General features: G+C 57.1%; 21 protein-coding genes and 1 tRNA gene. 14 read left to right on the forward strand and 8 right to left on the reverse strand.

Going from position 1 to position 19,088, the window contains the following annotated elements; all coding sequences use genetic code 11:
* Positions 1 to 44: 44 nt before the first annotated feature.
* The 10 genes from atpE (at position 45) to B9Z50_RS09670 (ending at position 7,977) form a co-directional block, all read left to right on the forward strand.
* A complete protein-coding gene (atpE, locus tag B9Z50_RS09625; protein ID WP_108363788.1) occupies positions 45 to 290 on the forward strand; it encodes a F0F1 ATP synthase subunit C in 246 nt (81 codons plus the stop codon).
* 36 nt (positions 291 to 326) lie between these two features.
* Complete coding sequence (locus tag B9Z50_RS09630) at positions 327 to 797, forward strand: F0F1 ATP synthase subunit B (protein ID WP_108363790.1); 471 nt, start codon at positions 327 to 329, stop codon at positions 795 to 797.
* Between the two features lie 22 nt (positions 798 to 819).
* Entirely contained in the window at positions 820 to 1,350 is a 531-nt protein-coding gene (locus B9Z50_RS09635; RefSeq protein WP_108363792.1) for a F0F1 ATP synthase subunit delta, read from the forward strand.
* Between the two features lie 42 nt (positions 1,351 to 1,392).
* Positions 1,393 to 2,946, forward strand: a complete 1,554-nt coding sequence (gene atpA, locus B9Z50_RS09640) for a F0F1 ATP synthase subunit alpha (RefSeq protein WP_108363794.1) — start codon at positions 1,393 to 1,395, stop codon at positions 2,944 to 2,946.
* A 27-nt stretch (positions 2,947 to 2,973) separates the two neighbouring features.
* Positions 2,974 to 3,858: a F0F1 ATP synthase subunit gamma gene (atpG, locus tag B9Z50_RS09645; protein ID WP_108363796.1), complete on the forward strand. Its 885-nt coding sequence runs from the start codon at positions 2,974 to 2,976 to the stop codon at positions 3,856 to 3,858.
* A gap of 38 nt (positions 3,859 to 3,896) precedes the next feature.
* Positions 3,897 to 5,300 carry a F0F1 ATP synthase subunit beta gene (gene atpD / locus B9Z50_RS09650; RefSeq protein WP_090142414.1) on the forward strand — a complete coding sequence of 468 codons (1,404 nt, stop codon included), beginning with the start codon at positions 3,897 to 3,899 and terminating at the stop codon, positions 5,298 to 5,300.
* Positions 5,301 to 5,366: 66 nt separating this feature from the next.
* Positions 5,367 to 5,780, forward strand: coding sequence for a F0F1 ATP synthase subunit epsilon (locus B9Z50_RS09655; RefSeq protein ID WP_108363798.1), 414 nt, complete (start codon positions 5,367 to 5,369; stop codon positions 5,778 to 5,780).
* 182 nt (positions 5,781 to 5,962) lie between these two features.
* Positions 5,963 to 6,412, forward strand: a complete 450-nt coding sequence (locus B9Z50_RS09660; RefSeq protein ID WP_108363800.1) for a nuclear transport factor 2 family protein — start codon at positions 5,963 to 5,965, stop codon at positions 6,410 to 6,412.
* A 7-nt stretch (positions 6,413 to 6,419) separates the two neighbouring features.
* Positions 6,420 to 7,433, forward strand: a complete 1,014-nt coding sequence (locus tag B9Z50_RS09665) for a YheT family hydrolase (RefSeq protein ID WP_108363802.1) — start codon at positions 6,420 to 6,422, stop codon at positions 7,431 to 7,433.
* Positions 7,426 to 7,977 carry a DUF2946 family protein gene (locus tag B9Z50_RS09670; protein ID WP_108363804.1) on the forward strand — a complete coding sequence of 184 codons (552 nt, stop codon included), beginning with the start codon at positions 7,426 to 7,428 and terminating at the stop codon, positions 7,975 to 7,977. Before B9Z50_RS09665 ends, B9Z50_RS09670 begins: the two co-directional genes overlap by 8 nt.
* 46 nt (positions 7,978 to 8,023) lie before the next feature.
* Here the strand turns inward: B9Z50_RS09670 and B9Z50_RS09675 are convergent, their stop codons facing one another.
* Positions 8,024 to 8,539 carry a cytochrome c5 family protein gene (locus tag B9Z50_RS09675; protein ID WP_108363806.1) on the reverse strand — a complete coding sequence of 172 codons (516 nt, stop codon included), beginning with the start codon at positions 8,537 to 8,539 and terminating at the stop codon, positions 8,024 to 8,026.
* A 141-nt stretch (positions 8,540 to 8,680) separates the two neighbouring features.
* On the opposite strand from B9Z50_RS09675, the gene B9Z50_RS09680 reads away from it, so the two are divergent.
* Positions 8,681 to 8,756 (forward strand) — tRNA-Arg (locus tag B9Z50_RS09680).
* 44 nt (positions 8,757 to 8,800) lie between these two features.
* Here B9Z50_RS09680 and B9Z50_RS09685 read toward each other — a convergent pair.
* From B9Z50_RS09685 to pyrE, 5 genes are all read right to left on the reverse strand, one after another.
* The gene (locus B9Z50_RS09685; RefSeq protein ID WP_108363808.1) at positions 8,801 to 9,472 is read right to left on the reverse strand and encodes a helix-turn-helix domain-containing protein; all 672 of its coding nucleotides are present in this window, start codon (positions 9,470 to 9,472) and stop codon (positions 8,801 to 8,803) included.
* 27 nt (positions 9,473 to 9,499) lie between these two features.
* Positions 9,500 to 10,711 carry an HlyD family efflux transporter periplasmic adaptor subunit gene (locus B9Z50_RS09690; RefSeq protein ID WP_108363810.1) on the reverse strand — a complete coding sequence of 404 codons (1,212 nt, stop codon included), beginning with the start codon at positions 10,709 to 10,711 and terminating at the stop codon, positions 9,500 to 9,502.
* Positions 10,708 to 12,936 carry a type I secretion system permease/ATPase gene (locus B9Z50_RS09695; RefSeq protein WP_108363812.1) on the reverse strand — a complete coding sequence of 743 codons (2,229 nt, stop codon included), beginning with the start codon at positions 12,934 to 12,936 and terminating at the stop codon, positions 10,708 to 10,710. The genes B9Z50_RS09690 and B9Z50_RS09695 overlap by 4 nt, the downstream gene beginning before the upstream one ends.
* 29 nt (positions 12,937 to 12,965) lie before the next feature.
* A complete protein-coding gene (locus B9Z50_RS09700; RefSeq protein ID WP_158270659.1) occupies positions 12,966 to 14,273 on the reverse strand; it encodes a TolC family protein in 1,308 nt (435 codons plus the stop codon).
* Between the two features lie 540 nt (positions 14,274 to 14,813).
* Positions 14,814 to 15,518 carry an orotate phosphoribosyltransferase gene (gene pyrE, locus B9Z50_RS09705; RefSeq protein WP_108363815.1) on the reverse strand — a complete coding sequence of 235 codons (705 nt, stop codon included), beginning with the start codon at positions 15,516 to 15,518 and terminating at the stop codon, positions 14,814 to 14,816.
* Between pyrE and B9Z50_RS09710 the strand changes: the two genes are divergently transcribed.
* On the forward strand, positions 15,517 to 16,320 hold the full coding sequence (locus tag B9Z50_RS09710; RefSeq protein WP_233249828.1) for an exodeoxyribonuclease III: 804 nt from the start codon (positions 15,517 to 15,519) through the stop codon (positions 16,318 to 16,320). The two genes, pyrE and B9Z50_RS09710, sit on opposite strands and share 2 nt — an antisense overlap.
* Positions 16,321 to 16,333: 13 nt before the next feature.
* On the opposite strand, the gene B9Z50_RS09715 is transcribed toward B9Z50_RS09710, so the two are convergent.
* Complete coding sequence (locus B9Z50_RS09715) at positions 16,334 to 17,065, reverse strand: methyltransferase (RefSeq protein WP_108364352.1); 732 nt, start codon at positions 17,063 to 17,065, stop codon at positions 16,334 to 16,336.
* 201 nt (positions 17,066 to 17,266) lie between these two features.
* On the opposite strand from B9Z50_RS09715, the gene B9Z50_RS17600 reads away from it, so the two are divergent.
* Positions 17,267 to 17,431: a hypothetical protein gene (locus tag B9Z50_RS17600; RefSeq protein ID WP_158270660.1), complete on the forward strand. Its 165-nt coding sequence runs from the start codon at positions 17,267 to 17,269 to the stop codon at positions 17,429 to 17,431.
* Between the two features lie 111 nt (positions 17,432 to 17,542).
* Positions 17,543 to 18,184, forward strand: a complete 642-nt coding sequence (locus B9Z50_RS09720; protein ID WP_108363817.1) for an MBL fold metallo-hydrolase — start codon at positions 17,543 to 17,545, stop codon at positions 18,182 to 18,184.
* 6 nt (positions 18,185 to 18,190) lie between these two features.
* On the opposite strand, the gene B9Z50_RS09725 is transcribed toward B9Z50_RS09720, so the two are convergent.
* The gene (locus B9Z50_RS09725) at positions 18,191 to 19,063 is read right to left on the reverse strand and encodes a M48 family metallopeptidase (protein WP_108363819.1); all 873 of its coding nucleotides are present in this window, start codon (positions 19,061 to 19,063) and stop codon (positions 18,191 to 18,193) included.
* Positions 19,064 to 19,088 lie beyond the last annotated feature (25 nt).

A 19,088-nucleotide genomic window follows, 5' to 3' on the forward strand; every position in this document is an offset into this window, starting at 1 on the left:
CCTCGTTTCTCGTTTCTTTTTCTCTTCACTTTTAGGAGCTTCTCATGGAAAACATTCTCGGCCTGGTGGCATTGGCATGTGGTTTGATCGTTGGTCTGGGTGCTATCGGCGCTTCCATCGGTATCGCTTTGATGGGCGGCAAATTCCTCGAGTCTTCTGCTCGCCAACCTGAGTTGATGAACGAACTGCAGACCAAGATGTTCATCTTGGCCGGTCTGATCGACGCTGCGTTCCTGATCGGTGTGGCCATCGCTTTGCTGTTCGCATTCGCCAACCCCTTCGTTCTGTAATCCACGGACCTCTTCCAACAGAAGAAGGAAACAACCGTGAACATTAACGCTACGCTGTTCATTCAGATGGTCGTTTTTGGGGTTCTGGTGTGGTTCACGATGAAATTCGTGTGGCCCCCGATCACAAAAGCGCTCGACGAAAGAGCACAAAAAATCGCTGACGGCCTCGCTGCCGCCGACAAAGCCAAAGCCGAACTCTCCAGCGCCAATGCGCGTGTCGAGTCCGAGTTGGCCAAGTCGCGCAATGAGACGGCTTCGCGCTTGGCTGACGCCGAGCGCCGTGCAAATGGCATCGTTGACGAAGCCAAAGCACGCGCCACCGAAGAAGGCAACAAGATCATCGCCGCTGCCAAGGCCGAAGCCGAGCAGCAAACAGTCAAGGCCCGCGAAGCTCTGCGTGAGCAAGTCGCTGCCCTGGCTGTCAAAGGTGCCGAGCAGATTCTCCGCAAGGAAGTCAATGCCGGTGTCCACGCTGATCTGCTGAGCCGCCTCAAGACCGAGCTGTAAAAAGCTCCAGCCAGAGAAGACCATGGCAGAACTTGCTACCATCGCCCGCCCTTATGCCGAAGCGCTGTTCAAGGCGCAGGCATCCGATCTTGCTGGCACGGCCACTTGGCTGGATGAACTTGCCGCCGTTGCCGACAACGCGCAACTGCAGCAATTCATCGACAGCCCCAAAGTGTCCGATGAGCAGGCGTTTGACCTGATCTCTGGTGTGGTGCGCACAGCACTGCCCGAGGCTGGCAAGAACTTCCTGCGCCTGGTGATCGAAAACCGCCGTCTCAGTGCGCTGCCTGTGGTTGCACAGCAGTACCGAGCCCTCATGAATGCACAAGGTGGCACCGCTGACGCGGTGGTCTACAGTGCATTTCCCATCGACGCCTCGGCTTTGGCCGACTTGTCGTCCACGCTCGAAAAACGCTTTGCGCGCAAGCTCAATGTGAGCGTCGAGCTCGATGCAGCCTTGATTGGCGGCATCCGTGTGGTGGTGGGCGACGAGGTACTCGATACCTCTGTCAAGGCCCGACTGGAACAAATGAAATCGGCCCTCACCGCTTAAGCGGGTGAGACCGGACATATTTAAAGAAAGAAGGAAAGAGTCATGCAACTCAATCCCGCAGAAATTTCTGAACTGATCAAGAGCCGCATTGAAGGGCTGTCCGCCAGCGCCGATATCCGCAACCAGGGCACCGTGGTGTCCGTGACCGACGGTATCGTTCGCGTGCACGGCCTGTCCGATGTGATGCAGGGCGAGATGCTCGAATTCCCGGCTACCGCTGACGGTGCAGCCACTTACGGTTTGGCCCTGAACCTCGAGCGTGACTCGGTGGGCGCCGTGATTTTGGGCGAGTACGAGCACATCTCTGAAGGCGACACGGTCAAGTGCACCGGCCGCATTCTGGAAGTGCCCGTTGGCCCTGAATTGATTGGCCGCGTGGTGAACGCTTTGGGTCAGCCCATTGACGGCAAAGGCCCGATCAACGCCAAGATGACCGACGTGATCGAAAAAGTCGCCCCTGGCGTGATCGCACGTAAATCGGTTGACCAACCCATGCAAACCGGCCTGAAGTCGATCGACTCCATGGTACCCGTGGGCCGTGGTCAGCGCGAATTGATCATTGGTGACCGTCAGACTGGCAAAACAGCCGTCGCGATTGACGCGATCATCAACCAAAAAGGTCAGAACATGACCTGCGTTTACGTCGCGATTGGCCAAAAAGCCTCGTCGATCAAAAACGTGGTGCGCGCTCTGGAACAAGCTGGCGCGATGGAATACACCATCGTGGTGGCCGCTTCCGCCTCCGAATCCGCTGCCATGCAGTACGTGTCGGCCTACTCTGGCTGCACCATGGGCGAATACTTCCGTGACCGTGGCGAAGACGCTTTGATCGTTTATGACGATCTGTCCAAGCAAGCCGTGGCTTACCGTCAAGTGTCGTTGCTGCTGCGCCGTCCACCAGGCCGCGAAGCCTATCCTGGCGACGTGTTCTATCTCCACAGCCGTTTGCTCGAGCGCGCAGCACGCGTGAACGCCGACTACGTCGAAGCCTTCACCAAAGGTGCTGTGACAGGCAAAACAGGTTCTTTGACAGCTTTGCCTATCATTGAAACCCAAGCCGGTGACGTGTCTGCTTTCGTGCCCACCAACGTGATTTCGATCACCGACGGTCAGATCTTCTTGGAAACCTCGTTGTTCAACGCCGGCATCCGCCCTGCGATCAACGCCGGTGTTTCGGTGTCCCGCGTCGGTAGCTCGGCTCAGACCAAGATCATCAAAGGCCAGTCCGGCGGTATCCGTACCGACTTGGCCCAGTACCGTGAATTGGCTGCGTTTGCACAGTTCGCTTCCGATCTGGACGAGTCCACACGCAAGCAACTCGACCGTGGTGCCCGTGTGACCGAATTGCTCAAGCAAGCCCAGTACAGCCCACTTTCCATCAGCCTGATGGGTGCCAGCCTGTTTGCAGTGAACAAGGGCTACATGGACGACATCGATGTCAAGAAAGTCTTGGCCTTCGAGCACGGCTTGCACGCTTACCTGAAGGACTCGTGCGCCGCATTGCTGGCCAAGATCGAAAGCTCCAAAGCGCTGGACAAAGAGGCAGAAGCCGAATTGAACACTGCCGTGGCCGCTTTCAAGAAAAGCTTTGCTTAATTTCTACCTGATCAAAAGGAGCCTCTGATGGCATCGGGCAAGGAACTACGCACCAAGATCAAATCGGTGGAAAACACCAAGAAGATCACCAAGGCCATGGAGATGATTTCCGTCTCCAAAATGCGCAAAGCGCAGGAGCGTATGCGCACGGCCCGGCCTTACAGCGAGAAGATTCGCACCATTGCGACCCATCTCGGTCAGGCCAACCCTGAGTACGTGCACCCCTTCATGCAGCGCAACGACGGCAAGTCGGTGGGCTTCATTGTGGTGACAACGGACAAGGGTTTGTGCGGTGGCTTGAACACCAACTTGTTGCGCGCGGTGACAGCTCAACTGCGTGAAACACAAGCCCAAGGCAAAACGCCCATGGCGGTGGCCATCGGCGGCAAAGGCCTCGGTTTTCTGAACCGGGTCAATGCCAAGGTGGTGGCGCATGTGACGCAATTGGGTGACAAGCCACACCTGGACAAGCTGATTGGCCCCGTCAAGGTGCTGCTCGATGCTTACGCTGCCGGTGAAGTGAGCGCTGTGTACCTGTGCTACAACAAGTTTGTCAGCACGATGGCGCAAGAGCCCACCATCGACATGCTGCTGCCTTTGTCTGCGGCTGACATGCAGGCCGAGACAAAAGCAGCGGGTCACACGCACGCTTGGGATTACATCTACGAGCCCGATGCCCAGACGGTCATTGATGAGCTGTTGGTCCGCTATGCAGAAGCTTTGGCTTACCAGGCCGTGGCTGAAAACATGGCTTCCGAGCACGCCGCCCGTATGGTGGCCATGAAGGCAGCGACCGACAACGCCGGCAATGTGATCGGCGAGCTCAAGCTCGTCTACAACAAGACCCGTCAAGCCGCCATCACCAAAGAACTGTCGGAAATCGTCTCTGGCGCAGCCGCGATCAGCGGTTGATTCCCAGTTCTGCAAATTCAAATTATTTGGAGCGAAAAATGCAAGCCCAAGGAAAAATTGTTCAGTGTATTGGCGCTGTGGTCGACGTGGAATTCCCACGCAACCAGATGCCCAAAGTTTATGACGCGCTCAAAATGGAAGGCTCCGCGCTGACCCTGGAAGTGCAGCAGCAACTCGGCGACGGCATCGTGCGCACCATTGCGCTCGGTTCTTCCGACGGCTTGCGTCGTGGTTTGATGGTGTCCAACACCGGCAACCCCATCACCGTCCCCGTGGGCAAAGCCACATTGGGCCGCATCATGGACGTGTTGGGTGCGCCCATCGACGAGCGTGGTCCTGTGAGCCAGGAACTGACGGCTTCCATCCACCGCAAGGCCCCAGCCTATGACGAGCTGAGCCCATCACAAGAGCTGCTGGAAACCGGCATCAAGGTGATTGACTTGGTGTGCCCCTTCGCCAAAGGCGGTAAGGTCGGTTTGTTCGGTGGTGCCGGTGTGGGCAAGACCGTGAACATGATGGAACTCATCAACAACATCGCCAAGGCGCACAGCGGTTTGTCCGTGTTCGCTGGTGTGGGTGAGCGTACCCGTGAAGGTAACGACTTCTACCACGAGATGGCCGACTCCGGCGTTGTGAACCTCGAGAACCTGCCTGAGTCCAAAGTGGCCATGGTGTACGGTCAGATGAACGAGCCACCAGGCAACCGTTTGCGCGTCGCTTTGACCGGCTTGACCATTGCCGAATCCTTCCGTGACGAAGGCAAAGACGTGTTGTTCTTTGTGGACAACATCTACCGTTACACATTGGCCGGTACCGAAGTTTCCGCCTTGTTGGGTCGTATGCCTTCTGCTGTGGGTTACCAGCCCACACTGGCCGAAGAGATGGGCCGTCTGCAAGAACGTATCACTTCGACCAAAGTCGGTTCGATCACATCGATTCAGGCCGTTTACGTGCCAGCCGATGACTTGACCGATCCATCGCCAGCGACCACTTTCGCTCACTTGGATTCGACCGTTGTGTTGTCCCGTGACATCGCATCGCTCGGTATCTACCCCGCTGTGGATCCTTTGGACTCCACCAGCCGTCAGCTCGATCCATTGGTGGTCGGTCAAGACCACTACGAAACAGCCCGCGCTGTGCAAGGCACATTGCAGCGTTACCGTGAACTGCGCGACATCATTGCCATCATGGGCATGGACGACTTGGCACCTGAAGACAAGTTGGCCGTGGCCCGTGCTCGTAAGATCCAGCGTTTCCTGTCGCAGCCGTTCCACGTTGCGGAAGTGTTCACTGGCTCACCCGGCAAGTACGTCACGCTGGCCGAAACCATCCGTGGTTTCAAGATGATTGTGGCTGGCGAGTGCGATCACTTGCCAGAGCAAGCTTTCTACATGGTCGGCACCATCGACGAAGCTTTCGAGAAGGCCAAAAAGGCCGCTTAAAGCTGTGCTTCGGGGGGGTATCACCCCCTCGATGCCTGCTTCAAAGCACCTTTTTAAGGAGTAAACATGAACACCATCCACGTTGATGTGGTCAGTGCCGAAGAGTCCATCTGGTCGGGTGAAGCCCGCTTTGTGGCTTTGCCCGGTGAGTCTGGCGAGCTGGGAATTTACCCACGCCACACACCGCTGATCACCCGCATCAAGGCCGGGTCGGTACGCATCGAGAAGGCTGACGGCGGCGAAGAGTTCGTTTTCGTGGCCGGTGGCATTCTGGAAGTGCAGCCCGACTGCGTGACCGTGATGTCGGACACCGCGATTCGCGGCAAAGACCTCGACGAAGAAAAAGCCAACGCCGCCAAGCAATTGGCCGAAGAAGCGCTGCGCAGCGCCAAGAGCGAGATCGATTTGGCTGTGGCCCAATCTGAATTGGCTGTTCTGGCGGCCCAGTTGTCGGCCCTTCGGAAATACCGCAAAAAATAATTTTTTGGCTGAACAACGGTCTGTTTTTGGAAACCTGAAGCAGACGCATAACCCGGCGCAGTTCACTGTGTCCGGGTTTTTTTGTCTGTTGAATCAGCGGTGGCAAGGTAAGTCAACACACATGGCAGGGCCAGCTAAACAAGGCAAAATGAAGTGATGCATTTTTGGAACAAGACAAGCCCATGAAACGCGCCAAATTTCAGGCAGCCGTGCTTGGCGGCACGCCCGATGACATCGAACAAGCCTTTTACGAAGCTCTGCACAACGCCGACATCGAGCAGCTCATGTCGTGCTGGGCGGAAGAGGATGACATCGTGTGTGTGCACCCAGGCGGCGCACGCATGATCGGTGTGGGGGCGATTCGGGCCACATTTGAAGCCATGTTCAACAATGGCAGTGTGCAAGCCTTTCCGGAGCGTGTGCACAAAGTGGAGTCCTTGGCCAGTTCGGTGCACCACTTGATCGAAAGGGTGGAGGTCATCACGCCACAAGGAGCGAGGCAAGCCTATGTGATTGCCACCAACGTGTACCACAAGACCCCACAAGGCTGGCGCATGGTGGCCCATCACGCCAGTCCTGGCACGCCCAACGACGCGGCCGATGTGAGTGCCAAGCCCACGGTTTTGCACTGAGGACTGCATGCTGTATCAAGCTCCCGCCTGGCTTCCAGGTGGACACGCCCAAACCATCTGGCCTGCCCTGTACGCTCGAAGAAACCGGGGGCCCCTCAAGCCTTTGATGCGAGCGCGATGGACCACACCCGACGGCGATTTTTTGGATGTCGACATGCAAGGTGCCAGCCGACCTGATCGGCCCTTGTTGGTCCTGTTTCATGGTTTGGAGGGCTCTTCGGGTAGCCACTATGCACAGGCTTTTGCAGACTGGGCTGCAGAGCACGACTTGAATTGGGCATTGCCGCATTTTCGAGGCTGCAGTGGCGAATTGAACCAAGCGCCGCGCGCTTACCACTCTGGTGACCATGAAGAGATTGACTGGATACTTCAGCGGCTTCGCCATGAACACCGAGCGCAGGGTGGGCAAACACTGGTCGCAGCAGGTGTGTCTTTGGGCGGTAATGCTTTGATGCGTTGGGCAGCTGAGCACGGCCAGCAAGCATGTCGGCAAGCAGATGCGGTGGCCTGCATCTGCTCGCCATTGGACTTGATGCAAAGCGGTCTGGCGATTGGGCGTGGGCTGAACCGTTTCATTTACACACCGATGTTTTTGCGCAGCATGAAACCTAAAGCGCTGGCCAAGTGGGCGCAATACCCGGGCTTGTTCGACAAAGATGCCCTATTGGCCGCCAAAGACCTGTTCAGCTTTGACAATGTTTTCACAGCGCCTTTGCATGGATTCAAAAACACCGAGGATTACTGGCGCCGCGCATCGGCCAAAGCCTTGATGCGTGACATCCGCGTGCCTGCGTTGGCGCTCAATGCTTTGAACGACCCCTTTGTGCCGGCGCAAAGTTTGCCGGGACCGGGTGATGTGTCCTCCAGCGTGTGTTTGTGGCAGCCAGCACAGGGTGGCCATGTGGGCTTTGCGCAAGGCAGCTGGCCAGCCCACGTCAGGGGCATGCCCGATGCGGTGGGTGCGTGGTTGTTGCAAGCTGGAGGACTGCAAGTGAAACAAGAGGAATCAAAAAATGGATGACATGGTTCGTCAAGCCATGGCCAAGTGGCCTGATGTGCCAGATTGTTTCGGATGGTTGGGCCTCGACAGCCGAGGGCACTGGTGGATGCGCGATGACAGGGCGCAGTCGTTGGGTTCGTTTCAGAGCGGACTACCCGGTGCAAAGGGCTCTTTGTTGAGGCACGAAAAACTGATTGATTTCATCCACCGCAACTACGAAGCCGATGCACAGGGACGCTGGTATTTTCAGAATGGACCACAGAGGGTGTACATCGAGCTTGAAGCAACCCCCCACGTTTGGCGATTGAGCGACCAGTTTGAAGTGCATTCACACACGGGTGTTGGGGTCAAAGCAGACCTATGCCTTGTGGATGAAACAGGCCGGGTGTACCTGGACACAGCACAAGGTCTGGGTTTGGTGCACAGCCTCGATGTGGAACGTGTGGCCAATGCTTTGGACTTGAATTTATGGCCTTTACGCGATTGCGTCGCTAGCGAATTGCCGAAAATCTACGGCTACGTCACGAGTCCGCAAGAGGCGTGGTTGGGACACCAACAGACATAAAAAAACCGGCTGATGAAGCCGGTTTTAAAGTGTCTGCCCAGGGGGCTTACTTGGCCGCTTCGGGCGCTTTGGGCTCATCGAATTTGCCGCCACCAGCGTTGCTCAGGTAAACCACAGCACGTGCAATTTCGGTGTCATTGAAATCACCGCCGCCTTGTGCACCCATGGCACCTTTGCCTTTGAGGGCTGAAGTGACGAGACCTTCCAGGCCTTGGCCCAAGCGAGCACCCCAAGCTCCGGCATCGGCAAATTTGGGGGCACCAGCGGCACCGGCGGCATGACAGGCAGCGCATTGAGCTTTGTAAACTTCTTCGCCAGATTTGAGGGGGCGATTGGCATCACGCACTTCAACAGCACCCACCTTCTGGATGCGCATGGCCGTGGCTTTTTCGGTATCAACCGCACCTGCGGCAGGTTTGTTGGCCGAAGTCACGTAGTACACCAAGCCAATGATGATGAACACGGGGATGACGAAAGAGGCCAAACTCAGCAAAAGCATCTGCTTGGGGGTTTTGACCGGGCCGGTGTGGGCTTCGTGTTGATCGTGGCTGTTGTCGCTCATGAGGTCCTCTGTAAGGGCGTGGCCACAGGGGCCAATGTGTTGATCGAAATCAACCGCAGATTATAGCGTTCCACCCTTCATCGAGCTTGCAAAAACGAACAAGCACAGACGCAGGCGTGAGATAATTCGGCTCTGCCAAGTGCGGCTGTAGCTCAGTGGATAGAGTATTGGCCTCCGAAGCCAAGGGTCGTGGGTTCGATCCCCGCCAGCCGCACCAAGCAACCACCAGGCACTAGCGTCAGACTTTTCTGATCAGCTGCCTTAAGCCTTGCAAGAAGCGATCACCCCGGTCAAATAAGCATGCAACCATATCGGTGACATGGGGCCAGAGACCACTTGGATCAAAGAACTTGCGCCGGCAGGCATGCTGGCCTTCAGATCCTTCTCTGAGGTGATCAAAACCACTGACAGCGGCGCGTTGCCGCGTTGGTTGAAGTTCTCAAGTGCTTGTAGAGTTTTTTCCTGTTGTCCTCTGGGCATGGACATTTCCACCACCATCATGTCGGGTTTGTTGCTCGACAATTCCAGCAGCGCCTCGGTCACCGAATCGAAAAACTGCACATCGAGTTCCAAATTCCACTGTGAGCACTCGGCAGTCAGCGATTGGAACAAAGCGGGAGTTTCAACCACAACAGTGACATTTGGCTTGTGGGAAGCTTTGGCGTGAGAACCCACCACATGCCGAGAAAAGTTTTGGTAATCCAGAATCGAATCCAAGGAAATGCGGCGGTGTCCACCGCGTGTTTTCCAGCCTTTCAAATCACCTTGGTCAACCAGGGTCTGCACCAAAGTGGTGGATAAACCGAGCATGCGTGCAGCCTCAGCCGTACTCAAGAACTGGGGTGTTGGCGAGGCCTTTTTGCTTGGCATCGTCGATTTGGCTTGATCCTGTTTGCGATCTGCTTCGATCACATCGGAGGTGACATTGGACATATGGAGATCCTGCTGTGGGTGATGGGATTAACGTTCGCGCAAAGCTTGGGTAACGTTTTGAAGAGGTCGGAAAATGTATTCAAGAACTGTTTTGTAACCCGTGCGAATTTCCACCGAAGCGGTCATGCCTGGTGAAGGTGTCAAGAGCAAACCGTTGCGCAAATCCGTGGGCTCTTTCACGCGAACGATGATCCGATAGAAGCCTTCTTCGAGCTCAACGGGGTTCCCCGGTTTTTTTTGCTTTTCATCGCGCAAAGTGTCTGGACTCAAATGTTCCAGCACCCCTTCAAGGCCTCCATACTTGTTGAAGTCGTATGCAGACAGCTTCACCACGGCAGCTTGTCCGACTTTCAAAAACGCGACTTCGGAGGGCTTGACGTAGGCTTCCACCAGCATTTCGTCTTCGGTCGGAACAATTTCCAAAATGGGTTGACCAGCTTGAACAACACCGCCAACGGTGGTGATTTGTACGTTCTTGACCACCCCCTTCATCGGAGAGCGAACTGTGGTTCGGCGAAAGGCATCCTCTCTCGCAGACGCGTTTTCCTTGGTTTGAGAGAGCTCTGATGCGACCCGTGTCAGCTCGTTGTTGGCATCTGTGAGGTAACGGTTTTGGCGTTCAGCCCGTTGTCCCATCAGGTCCGACTGTTGGCGCTTGAGGCGCAGCAACTCGACTTCTGACATCACACCCTGGCGCACCATGGGTTCGGTGATGGTCAATTCCCGGGTGACTGCAGCCAGCGAGGAGTCCAGCGCGTGCAGTGACTGTGTCAAAGAACGCTTGCGGGCATTGAACGCCTGCAATTCTTGATGCATCAAGTCTGGGTGTTCATTGAGCTCTGGAGGGAAAACCAGCGCAGTGCCATATGCTTCAGCCTTGAGGCGAGCGGCCAATGCCGTTAAGGCCAGTAACTTTTCCTGAGCCTCGCGGAAAACAGCGCCCGAGCGTGCATCGTCGATGCGCAAAAGAATTTGGTCTTTCTCCACCACGCTGCCTTCGCGCACAAACATTTCGCTCAAGACGCCAGAGTCAAGACTCTGGATCACTTGCTCACGGCTGGAAGGGATCACTTTCCCTTGGCCTCGGGTGATCTCATCGAGCTCAAAAACGGCCGCCCACACCAAAGCCAAGAGCAAAGTCAGACCGGTCGCCCAGACCAAGGTCTGGCTGGCACGTCGCTCATCGTCCTCCACGGTGTTGACACCAAAGCCTGCGCGGCTGGCCCTGTACTTGATCATGCAGATACTCCCTGATTTTTGACGCCATTGACATCAATGCCGCGGGATAACTTGTCAATCATTTCCTGTTTAGGTCCGATCGCCACACATTGGCCGCTGTCAACCACCGCGATCAAATCCACCCACTCCAAGAGTTGAGGTCTGTGGGTGGCCATCAAAAGAGTTCGACCGCGCAACCAGTCCTTGAGGACAGCAATGACGCGTGCTTCGGTGTTCTGATCCATGTTCGAGGTGGGCTCATCCATGAACACCAATTGCGGGTTGCGCAGCATCATGCGCGCGATGGACAGCAACTGGCGCTGGCCACCAGACAAACCGCCGCCAGCTTCTGTCACAGGCATGTCCAGACCCAAGGGGTGACTGGCCACGATGTCATAGATGTTCAAGGCTTTGAGGACGTCAATGATCTTGACATCGGTGATCCAGCTGTCGGCCAAGATCAAGTTATCTCGAACTGTGCCCATGAATAATTGGGGGTCTTGACCCACATAGCCCATGCGGCTGCGCACTTCGGTCGGCTCGATTTGCTGTAAATCCACACCGTCCAAACGAACATTGCCAGCGCCGGGCGCATACAGACCCGCCATCAGCCGCAGCAAGGTGCTTTTGCCGCTGCCAACCCGACCGAGCAGGGCGACCTTTTGACCCGGCGAGATTTGCATCGACAGTTTTTTGATGACCGGTATCTTGTGCTCGCCAGGATAGGCAAACTCCAGAGCGTCGGCCTGCAAACCGCCTTGGATGCTTTCGGGGACGAGGTAATTGCGCCCATGGCTGCGATCGCGTGGGCGTTTCATCAAACCATCGAGTGTTTCCAGCGAAGTGGCCGCTTGTTGGTAGCGTGACGCCAGCGACATGACGCTGGCCAAAGGTGCAATGGCACGGCCCGACAAAATCACAGAGGCGATCAGGCCGCCCAGAGTCAGTTGGTTGGCGTGAATCAGGTACACACCACCGACCACCATGGCCACGGTGATCAGTTGTTGGATGGAGGTTGTGAAACCCATGATCCAATTGGTCAGACTGCGGATGCGTTTGTAGGACTCTGCACCCGCGAGGTTGGACATCTCCCAGCGACGCTGCAAATAGCTTTCGGCGTTGTGCGCCTTGAGCAACTCCAGGTTGAGGACGGACTCCACCAAAACGCTTTGCTTGTCGCCCGATTCCTTCATGTTTTCGCGCATGGCGGTCATCAAAGGTTTTTGTGCCACCAAACCGATGATGATCAGCAAGGGAACAGCCAAGGCAGGTATCCAGACCAGGGGCCCGCCCACCATGGCGATCAACACCAGAAACATCAAGACAAACGGCATGTCGGCCAACAGCACCAAGGAGGCCGATGAAAAGAAGTCGCGCAAAGATTCGAAGTCGCGCATGGAGCTGGCAAAAATACCCACCGATTGCGGGCGGTGCTCCAGCCGAATGGCCATGATCTCGCGCAGCAAAGTGGCATTGATGGCCAAGTCGGCTTTTTTGCCACCCAAATCCACCAGGCGAGCTTTGAGCCAGCGCATGATGAATTCCAGAAAAATCGCCACCGTGGTGCCAATCGCCAAGGTCCACAAAGACGTGTAGGCACCCGTTGGGACCACGCGGTCGTAGACGTTCATGGTGAAAAAGATGGTGGCCAGCGTGAGGATGTTGGCCACCACCGTGGCGACCATGGACTCCACATAAAAAGCCCGAAAACGCCACAAAGTGCCCCAAAACCAATTGAATGCAGAGCCTTGCATGGGGGTCAAGGTCTGGTCATGGCGTGTGGGCGGCAACTTCAGGGCCAAAACCTCTGGGCGTGCCAAAGCTTGCAATTCGGCCAAAGGAATGCGTTGGTCTTCCATGCCTTGATCGGCCCACATGACGATCGCATCGTTGCCCTGGATGTTGCGCAGCACACAGGCGCGTCCATCGATCAAAGGCATCAGCACGGGCAAAACGTAATGTGGAATCTCGGACAAACGCACCCGTGACCAAGCGGCCATCAGGCCGTTTTTGTGGGCCATATCAGGGTAGGCGGCCAAGGGCACACGCCCACGGTTATCCAAGGCAAAGCCAGCCCGCATCACTTGATAATGAACCGGGCGACCCAGCAATTTGGCGGCCATGGTCATGCACAGCAACAAGGGGTCCGCCATCGCGTCGGATTTGGAGACGGGCGGGGTCGGCCCCTGCACCGAGGTCGCAGAGGACGTGCCGCCCGAAGTTGGCATGGGAATCAATTTAGCCATGGGGAATCAAGGGTGTGTCGGGGCGTTGATCATTGGGCGGGCGTGGGAACCAAACCAGGTTCGGCTGCAAAACGCTTGGCCAATTCGCCTGTTGACGCGAGCAAGCGCACGCGCGCAAGGCGTTCATCATGAAAAGCTGCACGGGCTGCAGTGCGGTAATTGAAGGTGTCCGCTTGGATGTTCAAGAGATCGAGCAAAGAGCGACGCGCCACGCGAAATTGCTGACGGTAAGCATCCACCAGTTTGTCGCCCACCAGTGACTGGGCGTTGCCGGTGTCAGCGCGCGCTTTGGCCGAAGCCCACTCTTGCCAAGCCAAAGCGGCTTTTTCGCGGGCCAAAAGACGCGCCTCTTCCAGTGCAAACTCGGCAGATTTGACTTGGTTGACAGCACCCTCGACCAATGCAGCGGTGCCACCGCCGTTGTACAAAGGGGCAGTCATTTGGAGTTGGGTCAAGGCATCTTGTTTGCCCGTGATGGTGTTGACCTGACGTGAAACGGTCAGATCGATGGTGGGCCAAAATTGCCCCTTGGCCTGACGAACACTCGCTTGTGCGGCCTGCAGTTGTGCACGCGCTTGCGCAATCGGGGCCAAATCTTCAGAGACCAGAGCCATGGCTTGGGTCAAGGAGTGGGGGATACGACCCAAGACACCCGTGTCCGAAACGGCGGCGTCCAGACCCATGGGCCTTGCAGCCATGTCATCTTTCCAGAAGCGGCGCACCCGCTGAATGGCTTGAGCAAAGTCGGACTTGCGCTGTTGCAAGGCCAAAGTCGCGTTTTCCATGCGGACCACCGCTTGCTCGTAGTCCACTCTGCGGCCTGTATCAGCTTGTGCAATTTTCTGGATGTCGCTCAAGGTTTCGCGGTGCGCGTTCACATTGCGAACAGCCAGGCTATACAAGTCGGCGGTTTTCGCCCAATTGAGATAGGCCTCCGCGGCCAACTGTGCCACTTCATCGAGTGTGTTGGCTTGTAGATGTTCCGAGGCCAATGCCAAAGCTTCAGCGCGCTGGGCCTCTGCTTCAATGCGGCCACCCGACCATAAATTGAGCCGTGCCGTTGGGGAAGTTGCGGTCCGCTCAGTGCCCGGCGGCATGTTGCCAGATGAAAACGCATTGGCCGTGATGCTGACACCCAGCTGTGGGTAGTGGGCGCTGCGAACTTTGGTGATCTCACTTCGGGTCGATGCGGTCCGTGCTGATGCGGACAAGACGGCGGGGTAGGTTTGCAAGGCTTGATTCACCACCTGTGTCAAGGTTTGTGCGTGCACTGCAACAGGCGCGAGCAACGCTGTCAGGATCAGGCAAGCGGTCTGGGATGCGGCAAAAAAACCCATAGACGACCTCTCTTGACGGGAAGATCGAAAAATGTTTTTTTGACATTCAGAGTGAATCATGGAGGTCGAAATACCAACTACGTTAAAAATGAAATTCTCACGAAATAATTTGGTTTGCGAATCCACCAATTGGCGTACCCCTGCCCCAAAAATGCCGAGAATGTTGATTCAGTGTGGAAAAGGTTGGGCCATCCAGGCCCGGATGAAAACGGTCTGCTGAACTGGAAACAGGCTTCAAAAGCAGACCTGTGCACCTGTGCGCGCATCGGCGCTGTACCTAAAGGCTTAGGCGGTGTGCTTTTTCAATGGGATCGAGGCAATTGCTTGGGGTGTTTCGCAATTTCATGAATTTTTGGTTATAAATATAAAATTATAAACAAAAATACTTAATTTTTAGTTAAGCAAGTAGCTATCGACAAAATACATAAGTATTTAGAACGCGGAAATTCAGGAAGCGCTGTGCAAGCGCATTCCACAGCGCTGTGAAATGCGCCCTATCCAACCGTCAAGACCTTGTCGTGCGCAAAGCACCCAAGCGGCTCAGACCCCGTAGCGATCCCGGTAAGCCTGTACATGGCCCAGGTGGGCCTGCAACTCGGGTTGGCTTTGGCGGGCCAAGAAGGCCAGCAAGTCCGACAATTGGGCAATGGTGCACACCTGCATGCCCAAAGAATGGCGCACATATTGAACCGCGCTGTGCGGCACATCCTTGACCGAGCCGTCCGCTTGCTTTTCGGTGGCCATCTCCTGGCGGTCCAGCGCAATGGCGATGGCGTGCGGCGTAGCCCCTGCGGCCCGGATCAGGGCAATGGATTCACGCGCAGCAGTGCCCGCGCTCATCACATCGTCCACGATCAGCACGCGGCCTTGGAGGGGGGCACCCACCAAAGAGCCGCCTTCGCCGTGGTCCTTGGCTTCTTTGCGGTTGTAGGCAAAGGGCACGTTCTTGCCCAGGCGGGCCAGTTCGATGGCCACCGCCGCGCCCAGTGGGATGCCCTTGTAGGCCGGGCCGAAGATCATGTCGAACTCGATGCCGCTGGCGAGCAGGGCTTGTGCATAAAATTGCGCCAGTCGGCTGAGCTTGGCGCCGTCGTCAAACAGACCGGCGTTGAAGAAATAAGGACTCATGCGCCCCGCTTTGGTCTTGAATTGCCCAAAGCGCAAGACGCCCGAATCGACCGCAAACTGCACAAATTCCTGAGCGAGCGCCTGTGTATCGGCGCTGCTTGCCTGTCCTGTCACCATGGGGAAATCCTTGTTCAAACTCACCAGCCTCAACCTCAACGGCATCCGCTCGGCCACGACCAAAGGCGTTGAAGCCTGGCTGGCACAAGAAAAACCCGATTGTATTGGCGTACAAGAGGTCAAGGCCCAGGCTCCGGACGTCGCGGGCAAATTTGAGGCCTTGGCAGGCCTCAAGGGGTATTTCCACTTTGCCCAGAAAAAAGGCTACTCGGGCGTGGGGGTCTACACCCGTCACGAACCCAGCGATGTGGTGGTCGGCTTTGACGGTGGCGAGTTCGATGCCGAGGGCCGGTATGTGGAGCTGCGCTTTGACACGCCCACACGCAAGATGTCCATCATCAGTTGCTACTTCCCCAGCGGCTCATCGGGCCCGGAGCGGCAGGAAGCCAAATTCAGATTTCTGAGCGTGATGTACCCGCACCTGATGGCACTCAAGGGCGAGCGCGAATTCATCGTCTGCAGCGACGTGAACATCGCGCACCAGCAAGCCGACCTGAAAAACTGGCGAAGCAACCAGAAAAACAGCGGCTTCCTGCCCGAAGAGCGCGCCTGGATGACACAACTGACCACCGAAGGTGGCTTGGTGGATGTGTACCGCCGATTGCAGCCACACACCACCGACGATTGCTACACCTGGTGGAGCAACCGGGGCCAAGCCTATGCCAACAACGTGGGCTGGCGTCTGGACTACCACCTGGCCACCCCCGCTGTGGCCGAGACGGCCCGCACCGAGCACATTTACAAAGGCCAGAAGTTCTCTGACCACGCCCCCATCACGATCGGCTACGACATGAGCTTGTGAGGCGCAGTCTGCTTCAAGCGTTGCCGTGCCTCTGGCGCGTGTACGTCAGCATGCGCCCCTTGTAAGCGTCTAAGCCGTCATGTGCGGTCTGGTCCAGCACCTGTTCGTGCATCGCAAAACCCAGTTGCGCCATGTGTTTGTGGAAGGTGGCGCGGTTGCCCCGGTTGGGGTCGATCACCCAGACCTCTGAAGTACGGGCAGCGTGTTCACCGATGAATTGCGCCAGCGTGCCGGCGTCGTCGCGTTCGTAAAGGATGTCGCTGCCCACGATCAGGTCGAACAGACCGGACAAGGGTGCATCATGCGGCCGTGTGAGCACCGGCAGCCCATCTTCACGGGCGACTGCCGTACCCCACAGCCCATGGCAGTAAGGCATGGGCGTCAAACCATTGAGTCGGGTGTTTTCGTCCAAAAAAGCATGTGCCAGCGGGTGGCAGTCGCTGGCCGTGACCTGTGCACCCCGGCGGTGCGCGACCAAACTGGCCAGACCCAAACCACAACCAATTTCCAAAATGCGCTCGCCCGTCACGGGCCGGCGTGCCATGCGCTCGGCCAGACGCATGCCCGAGGGCCAAAGCAGGCCAAACAAGGGCCAGGTGGCCGATGAAATACCCAGATTCAGGGCTTCATCCAGAGGGTCGTGGAACTGTTGTTTGTCAAGCAGGGAGCGGATGAGCAGGTCGTCCACGCCTAAGACCGCAATGCTTTCCTGTTTGGTCAGGTAGCCGGGTGAAGAGGGGTTCAAAAAAGCAATCTGTGCAGCGCGCGTGCAAAAGACCAAAAGGCGCTGGCTGGTTGGACTGTACACCGCGTTGATCAAGGCGACATGCTTGGCCGCAGCGCAAGGCGTGTGTTTTGTGTCGCAGCGAACCGACAAAGCCGACCCTGTCCGCCATGCTGGGCCAGGTGTTCCCCAATCTCGGGGTCTGTCCAGGAAAGACTTTCAATGCTCAAAAAACAATCGACGCTGTGGATGCTCATCTGGGTGGCGCAGGTGTCGTGGGCACAAACCTTGCCCAGTGCGGGCTCGCAGTTGCAACAACTGCCCACGCTGCCCACCCAGCCAGGCAACCTGGAGCCAACGGTTTTGCCCTCAGAAAACTATATATAAATCAGACATGTTCAACACTTTGACTTTAGCGCTCCAGCAAGAGATTTGCATGAATTTCAAACTGTCTTCGTAAGTTCTAAACATTGTTATCACGCTCCATATAATTTGCCCATGCTTCAATACCAAACCATTCCCGTCACGCCCTTTCAGCAAAACTGCTCACTCGTGTGGGACGACCAGAGCCGCCAGGCGGCAGTGATTGATCCGGGGGGGGATCTGGACTTGATTTTGGACGCTGTGCGCCGGCATGGCGTCAAGCTGGAGCAAATCTGGATCACCCATGGTCACCTGGACCACGCCTCGGGCACGGCCGATTTGGCCGAGCAGCTCGGGGACTTGCCCATCATCGGGCCGCACCCTGCAGACCAGTTCTGGATCGACGGTTTGCCGCAGGCCGCTGCAGCGTATGGTTTTCCGCCTGCGCGGGTGTTCAAGCCCACGCGCTGGCTGGCCGATGGCGACACCGTCACGCTGGGGGCGCACACGTTGCAGGTGCGCCACTGCCCGGGCCACACGCCAGGTCATGTGGTGTTTTATTCGCCCGACATCAAGCGCGCTTTTGTAGGGGATGTGCTGTTTGCCGGCAGCATTGGCCGCACCGACTTTCCACAGGGCAACCACGACGACCTGATCGCCAGCATCACCGAGCGTTTGTGGCCCATGGGCAACGACACGGTGTTCATTCCTGGGCACGGGCCTGAGAGCACCTTTGGGCGTGAACGCCAGTCCAACCCCTACGTCGGCGGGACCTGATCTGACTTAACCCTTGCGGGCTTGTTCGTAGAGGTGCTGCACCTTGGGCAGATTGGCCTGCAGCTCTTCGATGCGGTTGTTGCCACTGGGATGGGTCGACAAAAACGACGGCCCGCCATTGCCGCTGGCCGCCTGCATCTTCTGCCACAAGGTGACGCTGGCTTCGGGGCGGTAGCCACCGCGCGCAGCGATCTCCAGGCCCACCAGATCGGACTCGGTCTCGTCGTCGCGGCTGTACTTCAAGGTCAGCAGCTGTGTGCCCAGGTTGGCCGCCGCATCACCCAATGAACCCAGCCCCAACAATTGCGACGCGATCGACAGGCCCAAACCAGTCGCCTGGGTTTTGGCCAGGCGCTCACGGGCATGCTCGCGCAGGGCATGCGCCATCTCGTGTCCCATGATCATGGCCACTTCGTCGTCGTTTAGGCGCAGCTGCTCCAAGATGCCGGTGTAAAAAGCGATCTTGCCGCCAGGCATGCACCAGGCATTGATCTGCTTGCTGCTGATCAGGTTGACCTGCCACTTCCAGTTGCGCGCACGTTTGTTCCAGGGCGTGGTGTGCGGGATGAGTTTTTGGGCGATGGTGTGCAGGCGTTGCAGCTGCGGGTGACCATCGGGTGCCAATGCGCCTTGGGCTCGGGCCTCGCTCAGCACCTGCGTGTATTGTTGGCGGGCCGAATTTTCCAGTGTCTCGGCCGGCACCAGTTTGCGCAAACCCGAGGCCGAGCCCACATCCACCTGGGCCAGGGCCGAGCCTGCCGCGCCAGCGCCTGCTGCCAGCAGGAAAGCCCGCCGGGCTTGCCAGCGAGGCGATGAGGGGGCCACGGCCTCGGTTGGGGCGTGGGCGGAGGCGGTTTTGAGGTTGCAGATCAAGCACATGGTGAACAAATCATAACGAATGCAG

The organism is Limnohabitans sp. Bal53 (genome assembly GCF_003063355.1).
GTDB lineage: Bacteria > Pseudomonadota > Gammaproteobacteria > Burkholderiales > Burkholderiaceae_C > Limnohabitans_A.

Coding starts and splice junctions, on each gene's coding strand:
- B9Z50_RS09690 (WP_108363810.1), bottom strand. CDS start 10,711: ATGATCAAGTACAGGGCCAGCCGCGCAGGCTTTGGTGTCAACACCGTG.
- B9Z50_RS09665 (WP_108363802.1), top strand. CDS start 6,420: ATGCTGTATCAAGCTCCCGCCTGGCTTCCAGGTGGACACGCCCAAACC.
- B9Z50_RS09660 (WP_108363800.1), top strand. CDS start 5,963: ATGAAACGCGCCAAATTTCAGGCAGCCGTGCTTGGCGGCACGCCCGAT.
- atpG (WP_108363796.1), top strand. CDS start 2,974: ATGGCATCGGGCAAGGAACTACGCACCAAGATCAAATCGGTGGAAAAC.
- B9Z50_RS09700 (WP_158270659.1), bottom strand. CDS start 14,273: ATGGGTTTTTTTGCCGCATCCCAGACCGCTTGCCTGATCCTGACAGCG.
- atpD (WP_090142414.1), top strand. CDS start 3,897: ATGCAAGCCCAAGGAAAAATTGTTCAGTGTATTGGCGCTGTGGTCGAC.
- B9Z50_RS09670 (WP_108363804.1), top strand. CDS start 7,426: ATGGATGACATGGTTCGTCAAGCCATGGCCAAGTGGCCTGATGTGCCA.
- B9Z50_RS09710 (WP_233249828.1), top strand. CDS start 15,517: ATGGGGAAATCCTTGTTCAAACTCACCAGCCTCAACCTCAACGGCATC.
- atpA (WP_108363794.1), top strand. CDS start 1,393: ATGCAACTCAATCCCGCAGAAATTTCTGAACTGATCAAGAGCCGCATT.
- pyrE (WP_108363815.1), bottom strand. CDS start 15,518: ATGGTGACAGGACAGGCAAGCAGCGCCGATACACAGGCGCTCGCTCAG.
- B9Z50_RS17600 (WP_158270660.1), top strand. CDS start 17,267: ATGCTCAAAAAACAATCGACGCTGTGGATGCTCATCTGGGTGGCGCAG.
- atpE (WP_108363788.1), top strand. CDS start 45: ATGGAAAACATTCTCGGCCTGGTGGCATTGGCATGTGGTTTGATCGTT.
- B9Z50_RS09655 (WP_108363798.1), top strand. CDS start 5,367: ATGAACACCATCCACGTTGATGTGGTCAGTGCCGAAGAGTCCATCTGG.
- B9Z50_RS09720 (WP_108363817.1), top strand. CDS start 17,543: ATGCTTCAATACCAAACCATTCCCGTCACGCCCTTTCAGCAAAACTGC.
- B9Z50_RS09725 (WP_108363819.1), bottom strand. CDS start 19,063: ATGTGCTTGATCTGCAACCTCAAAACCGCCTCCGCCCACGCCCCAACC.
- B9Z50_RS09675 (WP_108363806.1), bottom strand. CDS start 8,539: ATGAGCGACAACAGCCACGATCAACACGAAGCCCACACCGGCCCGGTC.
- B9Z50_RS09635 (WP_108363792.1), top strand. CDS start 820: ATGGCAGAACTTGCTACCATCGCCCGCCCTTATGCCGAAGCGCTGTTC.
- B9Z50_RS09695 (WP_108363812.1), bottom strand. CDS start 12,936: ATGGCTAAATTGATTCCCATGCCAACTTCGGGCGGCACGTCCTCTGCG.
- B9Z50_RS09685 (WP_108363808.1), bottom strand. CDS start 9,472: ATGTCCAATGTCACCTCCGATGTGATCGAAGCAGATCGCAAACAGGAT.